The sequence below is a fragment of the Kitasatospora brasiliensis genome (genome assembly GCF_032654805.1).
GTDB lineage: Bacteria > Actinomycetota > Actinomycetes > Streptomycetales > Streptomycetaceae > Kitasatospora > Kitasatospora brasiliensis.
In genome coordinates, this window is record NZ_JAUOOW010000002.1 from 577745 (window position 1) to 587899 (window position 10155).

The window sequence follows — 10155 nt, forward strand, 5'->3', positions numbered from 1 at the left end:
CCCCGGGCGGACGGTCAGTAGCCTCCCCACCCGGCGAGGAGGCGGTCCCGTTCCTCGGCCGAGAGGAGCTCCACCTCGCCGGTTCTGGTCAGCGGGGCGTCGACCAGGGTCCGCAGGGCGCGGTGGAGCTGGTCCAGCAGGCCGCTCGCCTCCTCCCGGTCGTAGACGTCCGGGCGGTAGCCGAGCCGCAGTTCGAGGCCGTCCCCGTGCAGCGGCGGGACGGCCTGCATCCGCAGCGGGTAGTGGGTGGCGTCGATGCTGCCGGCGTCGCCGAGGGTCAGGCCGTCGAGTCCGGCGGCCAGCGCCGCGGCGTCCAGCGGGGCGTTCTGGTGGATCACGGTGGTGTCGAACAGCACCTGTCCGCCGGCCAGCCGCTGGATCTCGCCGAGGCCGAGGTGGTGGTGCGGGATCAGCCGCGACTGCTCGTCCTGGAGGCGGGCCAGCAGGGCGGACAGCGGCTCGTCCTCGTCGATCCGGACCCGGACCGGCAGGGTGTTGAGGAACATCCCGACCATCCGCTCGACACCCGGCACCTCGGCCGGGCGGCCGGAGACGGTGGCGCCGAACACCACGTCCTGCTCCCCGGTCAGCCGGGCCAGCACCAGCGCCCAGGCGCCCTGGACCGCGGTGTTGACGGTGACGCCGTGGGCCCGCGCGGCGCCGGCCAGCTCCTCGGCGAGCTCCCCGGACAGGTCGATCGAGACCGACCGGTGCCGGACCGGCTCGCGGTGCGCCGCGTCCGGGTCGACCAGGGTCGGCCGGGCGTCGCCGACCGAGGCGGACCAGGCGGTGCGGGCCGCCTCGGCGTCCTGGCCGGCCACCCAGGCGAGGTAGTCGCGCAGCGGGGTCGGCTCGGGCAGCGAGTCGGTCGAGCCGCCGTGGGCGTAGGCGGTGAACAGCTCGTCCAGCAGGACCGGCACCGACCAGCCGTCCCACAGGATGTGGTGGCCGGTCAGGATCACCCGGTGCACCGCGTCGCCCAGCCTGGCCACCCGCAGCCGCAGCAGCGGCGGGCGGGTGAAGTCGAACGGCTCGGTGCGGTCGGCGAGGGCCAGCCGCTCGGCCTCGGCCACCGGCTCCGGGTGCCCGCTCAGGTCGTCCTCGCGCCAGGGGAGCGCCACCTCGCGGTGGATCGCCTGGAGCGGGCGGCTGAGACCGGCCTGGCGGAAGCCGGCCCGCAGCCCGGGGTGGCGGGCGAGCAGGCGCTCGGCGGAGAGCCGCAGCAGGGGCGCGTCGAGCGGTCCGTGCAGGTCGAAGTGGACCTGGGTGGCGTAGACGTCGACGTCGTCGTCGGCCAGCAGGGCGTGGAAGACGAAGCCCTCCTGGAGCGAGGAGAGCGGCAGCACGTCCACCAACTCCTCCTCCGAGGCGAGGAGTTCGGCCGCCTCGCGCTCGGACTCCGGGTCGGTGAAGACGCTCCGCGCCGGGGCCTGGGGCTCCGCCAGGGGGCGGGCGACGACGGCCAGCGCCTGGGCCGTCCGGTGCTGGAAGACCTCGCGGACGGTCACCACCTGGCCGGCCGCCCTGGCCTGGGCGACGAAGCGGATCGCCAGGATGCTGTCGCCGCCGAGGTCGAAGAAGGACTCGTCGGCGCCGACCGGGCCGGCGCCCAGCACCTCGGCGAAGGCCGTGCAGAGCGCCGCCTCGACCGGGTTCGCGGGCGCCGTCCGGGGGCCGCCCGCGGCCTGGTCCGGAGCCGGCAGGGCCTTGCGGTCGACCTTGCCGTTGGTGGTGAGGGGCAGGGCGTCGAGGAGGACGATGGCGGAGGGGATCATGTAGTCGGGCAGGGTGGCGCCGATGTGGGCGCGCAGGGTGGTTTGGTCGGTGCTCTGGTGGGGGTGGGGGACGGCGTAGCCGATGAGGCGGCGGTCGCCGGGGCGGTCTTCGCGGACGAGGACGAAGGCTTGGGCGAGGGAGGGGTGCTGGGCGAGGACGGCTTCGATTTCGCCGGGTTCGATGCGGAAGCCGCGGATCTTGACCTGGTGGTCGGCGCGGCCCTGGTACTCCAGGGTGCCGTCGGTGCGGCGGCGGACGAGGTCGCCGGAGCGGTACATGCGGGTGCCGGGGGCTCCGTAGGGGTCGGCGACGAAGCGTTCGGCGGTGAGGTCGGGGCGGCCCAGGTAGCCGCGGGCCAGGCCGGCGCCGGCGATGTAGAGCTCGCCGACGACTCCGGTGGGGACGGGTTGGAGGTTGCCGTCCAGGACATACAACCGGGTGTTGGTGACGGGTAGGCCCATGGGCGGGTTGGTGCGGCCGCTGAGCGGGGTGCTCATGCTGGCGCAGACGGTGGACTCGGTGGGGCCGTAGGCGTTGACCATGCGCAGGCGGGCGGACCAGTGCTCGACGAGGTCGGGCGGGCAGGCTTCGCCGGCGACGACCAGGGTGCCGCCTTGCGGTAGGGCGTCGGGAGCGAGGACGGCGAGGGCGGTGGGCGGCAGGGTGAGGTGGGTGACGCCCTGGTCGGCGATGAGTTCGGTGAGGGCAGGGCCGGGGAGGAGCTGGTCGGCGTCGCCGAGGACGGCGCGGGCGCCGGTGAGCAGGGCCATGCCCAGTTCCCAGACGGCGGCGTCGAAGGACGGTGAGGCGAACAGCAGGACCCGGCTGTCGGGGGTGACGGCCAGGCTTTCGCGCTGGCTCTCCACCATGCTGGCCAGGCCGGTGTGGGTGACCACCACACCCTTGGGCCGGCCGGTGGAACCCGAGGTGTAGATGACGTACGCGGCCCGGTCGGGGGTCAGCGGCGCCTCCCGGTCCCCGTCCGTCAGGTTCGCGGCGGAGCGGCCGGCGGTGTCCAGCGACTCGACCAGCAGGCGGGGCACCGGGCTGTCCGCGAACAGGCCCTCGGCCAGCTCCCCGCTGGTGAGCACCAGGGCGGGCCGGGCGTCGCCGAGCATGTAGCCGATCCGGTCGGCCGGGTAGCGCGGGTCCAGCGGCAGGAAGGCGGCACCGGCCTTGAGCACGGCCAGTTGGGCGACGATCAGCTCGATCGAGCGCTCCAGGGCGATCGCGACGAACCGCTCGGCGGCCGCGCCCTGCTCTACCAGCAGCCGGGCGAGGCGGTTGGCGCGCTCGTTCAGCTCGCCGTAGGTGACCTGCTCGGCGCCGAAGGAGAGCGCCACGGCCTGCGGACGGGCGGCCGCCTGGGCCTCGAACAGCGCCGGGAAGGTGGCCGGCGCGACCGGCCGATCCGTGTCGTTCCACCCGGTCAGCAGCCGCTCGCGCTCCTCCGGGGCGAGGACGTCCAGCTGCCCGAGCGGCAGCTCCGGTGCGGTGGCGAGGGCGGCCAGCACCCGCAGCAGCCGGTCGCCGATCTCCCGGGCCTCGGCCTCGGTGAGCAGGTCGGTCTGGAAGTCGAGCCGGAAGGCGACGGTGTCGTCCACCGGGAGGGCCATCAGGCCGAGCGTGTAGTGCACCGCGTCGTGGACCCGGACGTCGGCCAGGCGCACCCCGCGGACGGGTGCGTGCAGGGCCGCGGCGTCCAGTGGGTAGTTCTCCACCACCATGGCGGTGTCGAAGAGTTCGCCGACCCCGGCCAGCTCCTGGATCTCGGCGAGGCCCAGGTGCTGGTGCTCCAGCAGACCGGACTGCTCGGCCTGGAGCCGGCCGAGCAGCGCGGCCGACGACTCCGCCGGGTCCAGCCGCAGACGCAGCGGCAGGGTGTTGATGAACAGGCCCACCATCCGTTCGGCGCCGCGCAGTTCGGCCGAGCGGCCGGAGACGGTGACGCCGAAGGTGACGTCGGTGGAGTTGGTGATCCGGCCCAGGGTGATCGCCCAGGCGGCCTGGAGCAGGGTGTTGAGGGTCAGCCCGTGGGCGCGGGCCCGGGCGGTCAGGCCGGCGCCGGTCTCGGCGGGGGCGCGGAACTCCAGCCGCTTCGGCGGCACCGGCACCCGTCCGGGCGCGGTGGCCCGGACCCGGGTCGGCTCCTCCAGGCCGGCGAGGGCGCTCTGCCAGGCGGCCCGGGCGGCCATCCGGTCCTTGCCGTCCAGGTGGAGCAGGTGCTCGCGGTACGGGCGGACCCGGGGCAGCGCGGTGCCGTCGCCGCCGGACGCGTACAGCGCCAGCAGCTCCTGGATCAGCAGCGGCATCGACCAACCGTCCAGCAGCAAGTGGTGGTTGGTGAGCAGCAGGCGGTGGCGGTCCTCGGCGAGGCGGAGCAGTGCGAAGCGCAGCAGCGGCGGGCGGTCCAGGTCGAAGCGGCGGGCGCGCTCCTCGGCGGCGAAGGCCGCGGCGGCCGTCTCCTTCTCCGGGGAGCCGCTCAAGTCCTCCTGACGCCAGGGGAGTTCGACCGTGTCGGGGATCACCTGGACCGGCCGGACCGGGCCGGTGCGGAAGCCCGCCCGCAGATTGGCGTGCCGCTCCAGCAGGGCCTCGGCGGCGGCGCGCAGCGCTCCGGCGTCCAGCGGGCCGTCCAGGTCCAGCTCCAGCTGGGCCAGGTAGATGTCGGTGTCCTGGGCGTTGTAGAGGGCGTGGAAGAACAGGCCCTCCTGGAGCGGGGAGAGCGGCAACACATCGGTGAAGCCCGGGAGTTCGGCCTCCAGGCGGTCGATCTCGGCCTGGCTGAGGCCGGCCGGTGCGAGGTCGGACGGGGTCCGGCCGCCGGCGCCGGGGCGGCTGCCGTGCTCGGCCAGCGCGCGCAGCGCGGCGAACCAGCCCTCGGCCAGGGCGCGGACCTCCTCGGCCGAGCGCAGGCCCGGGGCCCAGCTCCACTCGGCGACCAGCTCGGGGCCGTTCGGGCCGTCCTGGGTCAGCGCGTTGAGCTCGACGGCGTGGGCCATCGGCATCCGGTCGTCGGCGCCGGGCACCCGGCCGTCCAGCTCGGGCAGCACGGCCCAGTCGCCCTCGGCGGCGGTGAACCGGCCGAGGTAGTTGAAGCCGAGCCCGGGGGTGGCCAGTCGGGCCAGTCGGGGGCCGGTGCGCGGGTTGAGGTGGCGCAGCAGGCCGTAGCCGATGCCCTTGTCCGGTACCGCGCGCAGCTGTTCCTTGACCCGCTTGAGCAGCGCGCCGGCGGCCGGGCCGCCGGTCCTGGCCTCGGCCAGGTCGAGCGGGCCGGAGGCCAGCCGGACGGGGTGGAGGCTGGTGAACCAGCCGACGGTGCGGGAGAGTTCGGCACCACCCATGGTGTCGCCCTCCCGGCCGTGGCCCTCCAGGTCGACCAGGGTCTCGCCGTCGCAGGCCAGGGTGAGCGCGGTCAGCAGGACGTCGTTGACCTCGGCGTGGAAGGCGGCCGGCAGCGTGGTGAGCAGCGGCTCGGTGACCGCGGCGGGCAGTCGCAGGGTGAGGCGCTCGGCGCTGCCGTGGGTGTCGCGCGCCGGGTCGATGGCCGGCGGCTCGTCGGCGGTCGTCAACACGGCTTGCCACCAGCCGAGTTCGGCCTCGCGTTCGGGCCGTTCGGCTTCCTCGGCGAGGCGCTGGGCCCAGCCACGGAACGAGGTGGTGACCGGGGCGAGGGCCGGGGTGCGGCCCTCGTGGACGGCCTGCCAGGCCTCGGCGAGGTCGGGGCCGAGCACCCGCCAGGAGACCCCGTCGACCACCAGGTGGTGGATCATCAGCAGCAGCAGGCCACTCTGCTCAGGGCCTCGGTCGAACCAGACGGCCCGCACCATGGCGCCCTCGCGCGGGGCGAGTCGCGCCCGTGCGGCGTGCCCCTCGGAGGAGCGCAGCGTCCGCAGCGCCGCCTCGTCGAGACCGGTGGCGTCGACCCGGCGCAGGGCGGCGCGCACGGTGCCGGGGGCGGTGGTCTCCAGCTGCCAGTCGGCGGTGGTGCGCAGCCGCAGCGCGTCGTGGTGGTCGATGAGGGCCTGGAGGGCGGCCGTCAGCTCGGCCTCGGTCGCGGCGGCCGGGACGCGCAGCGTCAGCGACTGGTTGTACGCGTCGAACTGCTCGACGGCGCCGGGGTGTCCGGCGAGCCAGCGGATGATCGGGGTGGCCGGCAGCGGGCCGATCCCGGTGCCGGGGGCCTCGGTGGCGGCCTGCGGGAGGTCCAGCGCGACCTCGGCGAGGCCGGCCGCGGTCTTCCGGGTGAAGACGTCCCGGGCGGTGATGGTCAGTCCGGCCTGCCGGGCGCGGGCGACCAGCTGGATCGACATGATGCTGTCGCCGCCGAGCTCGAAGAAGGAGTCGTCGGGGCCGACCCGCGGCCGGCCGAGCACCTCGGCGAGCAGCTCGCAGAACAGCTCCTCGCGCGGGCCGCGCGGGGCGCGGGCGGCCTCGGCGGAGGGCTGCTCGGGGGCGGGCAGCGCGGCCCGGTCCACCTTGCCGTTGGCGGTCAGCGGCAGTGCGGGGAGGGCGATGACGGTGCTCGGGACCATGTACGCGGGCAGCGACTGGCCGACGAAGTCCAGGAGTTCGGCCGTGCCGAGCGGGGTGTCGGCGGCGCTCGGCACCGCGTAGGCGACCAACCGGCGCTCGCCCGGGCGGTCCTCGCGGACCAGGACGACGGCCTGGGCGACCTCGGGGTGACGGCCGAGGGCGGCCTCGATCTCGCCGATCTCCACCCGGTAGCCGCGGATCTTGACCTGGTCGTCGCCGCGGCCGAGGTAGTCGACATTGCCGTCCGGCAGCACCCGGGCGGTGTCGCCGGTGCGGTAGAGCCGGGCGCCGGGGGCGCCGAACGGGTCCGGTACGAAGCGCTCGGCGGTCATCGCGGGCTGACCGAGGTAGCCGCGGGCCAGGCCCGCGCCGCCGATCCACAGCTCGCCGACGGTGCCGACCGGCACCGGTTCGAGCTCCGCGTCGAGCACGTACATGCTGGTCGCGGGGATCGGGCGGCCGATCGGCACCACCTCGGTGGGCTGCGGGCCGGTCACGTCGAAGACGCAGTTGCCGACGGTGATCTCGGTGGGGCCGTACTCGTTGACGACCCGGGCGCCGACCCGGTCGCACCACTGCTCGGCGACCCGGCCGAGCAGCGCCTCGCCGCCGACGACCAGCACCGGGGCGAGGCCGTGCGCCTCGGCCGGGGCCAGCTGGTGGGTGAGCATCTCCAGGTGGCCGGGGGTGAGCTTGAGGAAGTCGAACGGGCCCGACTCGGCCAGCCAGGAGCCGAGTTCGGCGAGGTCGCGGCCGGCCGGGAAGAGGTGCACGGGGGCGCCGGTCATCAGCGGCACGTACAGGGTGGGCACGACGAGGTCGAAGGCGACGGAGGAGTACAGCGCGGCGCCGCCGCCGGTGCCGGTGTAGTCCTGGACGGCCCAGCCGAGGTAGTTGGCCAGGCTGCGGTGGGCGATCTGGACGCCCTTGGGCCGGCCGGTCGAGCCGGAGGTGTAGATGACGTACGCGAGGCGGTCCGGGTCGCGCGGCGCGTCCGGGCGGGTGTCGGACCGGCCGGCCACGGCCGCCGGGTCGAGCACCGGGCCGGAGAACTCGGCCGGGTGGTCGCTGACCAGGGCGACGGCGCCGGCGTCGGAGAGCACGGTGGCGATCCGGCCGGCCGGCCAGGACGGGTCCATCGGGACGTAGGCGGCGCCGGCCTTCCAGACGCCGAGCAGGGCGGCGAGCAGGGCCGGGGTGCGGTCGAGCAGCACGCCGACCACGGTGTCGGGCCCGGCGCCCTCGGCGCGCAGCCCGTGGCCGATCCGGTTGGCCCAGGCGTCCAGTTCGCGGTAGCTGACGGCGGTGCCGTCCAGGACCACGGCGGGCGCCTCGGGAGTGCGCGCGGCCTGGGCCTCGAAGGCCTCCAGCGCGCCCTCGGTGTACGGCGGTCGGTCGAGCGCCGAGTTCCACTCGACGAGCAGCCGGCGGCGCTCCTCGGGGGCGAGCAGGTCGACCCGGCCGAGCGGGGTCTGCGGGGCGTCGAGAACGGCGCGCAGGAAGCGCAGGAAGCGGTCCTGGTGCTCGGCCGCCTCGGCGGGGAGGTAGAGGGAGGGGCTGGCGTCGAAGTCGACGGTCAGGCCCTGGCCGTCGGCGCGGTCGTAGAAGGCGATGCACAGGTCGTCGACCGGGCCGTTGGACAGGTTGTGGGAGAAGGCCGGGTGGTCGCCGAAGCGGAGCTCGGAGTCGAAGGCCATGATGTTGACGGTCGGGCCGACCAGGCCGTCCCCCGAGCCGGTCAGGCCGAGCGTCCGGCAGACGTCCTCGTAGCGCGGCAGCTGGTGCTTGAGGCCGCCGCGCACCTCGCCGACGGTCTGGCGCACCAGCTGGGCGGCGGTCTCCTCGGGCCGTACGTCGAGCAGCAGCGGCACCCAGTTGGACGCCATGCACGGGGTGCGGCGGGCCACCGGGGTGGTGCGGCCGGTGACGGGCATGCCGATGATCTGCCGGTTCTGCCCGGTCATCCGCTGGAGGTAGGCGGCGCACAGCGCGATCACCAGGACGGACCACGGCGCGCGGGCGGAGCGGGCGAGCTCCTTCAACCGGTCGGCGTGCTCCTGGGACAGCGTGGCGGTGCGGCGGTGGAAGCCCACCGCGGGGCGCTCGGCGCCCGGGGCGACGGTGCGGTCCACCAGACGGCGCGGCTCGGGGCGGTCGGCCAACTTCGCGACCCAGTAGCGCAGATCGGCCTCGGCGGCCGCGGAGGCGCGGTAGGCGGCGTCCTCGTCGAGCAGCACCGGCAGCGGGTCGAAGGTGCCCTCGGCGGGTTCCTCGCCGCGGGCGAGGGCGGTGTACAGCTCGGCGGCCCGGGTGCCGACCAGGGAGCCGCCGTACGCGTCGATCGTGACGTGGTGGGCCCGCTGGTAGTAGTAGAAGCGGTCCTCGGCGAGCTTGATCAGCGCGAAGCTCTGGATCCGGCCCTCGGCCAGCTCGACCGGGCGGGTCAGGTCCTCGTCCATCCAGGCGCGGGCGGCGGCGGCCGGATCGGCCTCGGCGCTCAGGTCGAGCAGCGGCAGCGAGCGGCCGCGGGCGTCCGGGGCGACGTACTGGACCAGGCCGTCCGGCTCCTGGACGACATGGGTGACGCGGTAGGTCCAGGCCTCCTCCAGGACCTGGCGCCAGGCGGTCTCCAGCAGCGCGTGGTCGACCGGGCCGTGGATCTCCTTGTACTCGGCGATGTTGTAGCGGCAGCCGGAGGGGTCGAGCTGGTGGGCGAACCAGATGCCGGTCTGGGATGCCGAGAGCGGCAGCCGGAGGGGGGCCTTGGGGTCAGACATTGCGCTGCTCCACCCTTCTGGACGGGTCGGTCGGGTCGGTCGGGGTGGTCTGCTGCCGGTTCAGGTGGGCGAGGCAGGTGGCGCGGTCGGCGTCGTCCAGCTCCGTCGACCAGCCCGCCGGGACGGCGGCGAAGGACGGCCAGAGGGAGTGCTCGCCGAGGTCGTTGACGAGCACGCGGTAGCGCCCGGCCGGATCGTTGAACGGGTCGTGTGGCATGGGGATTCGGTCTCCTCCCGCGGCGCGGGGTAGGGGCGTGTCTTGCGCCCTAGGCGGCGGGGACGCCGAGCGTCCCGGTGAGCAGCTCGGTGAGCTCGGCCGGGTGGGTCTCCGGGTAGAAGTGGCCGCCGGGCAGCACCCGCAGGTCGAAGCCGGCGGCGGTGCACTCGGCCCAGCGCCGGGCGTGGTCGGGCCGGCAGGCGTCGTCCTCGGCGCCGACGACGGCGGTGATCGGGCAGAGCAGCGGCGCGCCGGGGGAGTACCGGTAGGTGTCCACCAGGCGGAAGTCGGCCCGCAGCACCGGCAGGGCCATCTCGCGCAGGTCCTCGTCCTCCAGCAGTGCGGCGCCGGTGCCGCCGAGGCCGCGGACGTAGGCGAGCACCGACGCGTCGTCCCGGCCGATGTCGGGGCCCTGGTTCGGGACGGCGGGCGCGCGGCGGGCCGAGGCGAAGAGGTGGCGCAGGGCCGGGCGGTGGCGGGAGGACAGGCGGCGGGCGGTCTCGAAGGCGACGGTGGCGCCGAGGCTGTGGCCGAAGAACGCCACCGGGCGGTCGAGCAGGGGCTCGACGGCGGCGGCGATCGTGGTGGCCAGGGTGTCCATGTCGGGCGCCGGGGGCTCGCCGTACCGGTCCTGGCGGCCGGGGTACTGCACGGCGGTCAGCTCGACGGAGGCGGGCAGCCGGCCGGAGAGCTCGCGGAAGGCCGCGGCCGAGCCGCCGGCGTGCGGGAAGCAGACGAGCCGCACCCGGGCCTGCGGCCGGGCGGCGTACGTACGGAACCAGCGGGCGGTCTCCACCGTGGTCGTGGTCTGGGCGAGCATCGGAAGCCTTTCAACCGACTCGGCGAGCG

Annotated in this window: 3 protein-coding genes; all 3 read right to left on the reverse strand. The window is 75.3% G+C overall.

The genetic code is table 11. From position 1 onward, the window contains the following. Window positions 1–14: 14 nt before the first annotated feature. From QWJ13_RS10475 to QWJ13_RS10485, 3 genes are read right to left on the reverse strand one after another with little or no spacing between them, the layout of a single operon-like run. Window positions 15–9089 carry a non-ribosomal peptide synthetase gene (locus QWJ13_RS10475; RefSeq protein ID WP_316522798.1) on the reverse strand — a complete coding sequence of 3025 codons (9075 nt, stop codon included), beginning with the start codon at window positions 9087–9089 and terminating at the stop codon, window positions 15–17. After that, window positions 9082–9306 carry an MbtH family protein gene (locus tag QWJ13_RS10480; protein ID WP_316522801.1) on the reverse strand — a complete coding sequence of 75 codons (225 nt, stop codon included), beginning with the start codon at window positions 9304–9306 and terminating at the stop codon, window positions 9082–9084. Before QWJ13_RS10480 ends, QWJ13_RS10475 begins: the two co-directional genes overlap by 8 nt. A gap of 49 nt (window positions 9307–9355) precedes the next feature. After that, the gene (locus QWJ13_RS10485) at window positions 9356–10126 is read right to left on the reverse strand and encodes a thioesterase II family protein (protein ID WP_316522803.1); all 771 of its coding nucleotides are present in this window, start codon (window positions 10124–10126) and stop codon (window positions 9356–9358) included. Window positions 10127–10155: the final 29 nt, after the last annotated feature.

Excerpts from the sequence above, each read along its gene's own strand:
- QWJ13_RS10475 (WP_316522798.1), bottom strand. The coding sequence starts at position 9,089 with ATGTCTGACCCCAAGGCCCCCCTCCGGCTGCCGCTCTCGGCATCCCAG.
- QWJ13_RS10480 (WP_316522801.1), bottom strand. The coding sequence starts at position 9,306 with ATGCCACACGACCCGTTCAACGATCCGGCCGGGCGCTACCGCGTGCTC.
- QWJ13_RS10485 (WP_316522803.1), bottom strand. The coding sequence starts at position 10,126 with ATGCTCGCCCAGACCACGACCACGGTGGAGACCGCCCGCTGGTTCCGT.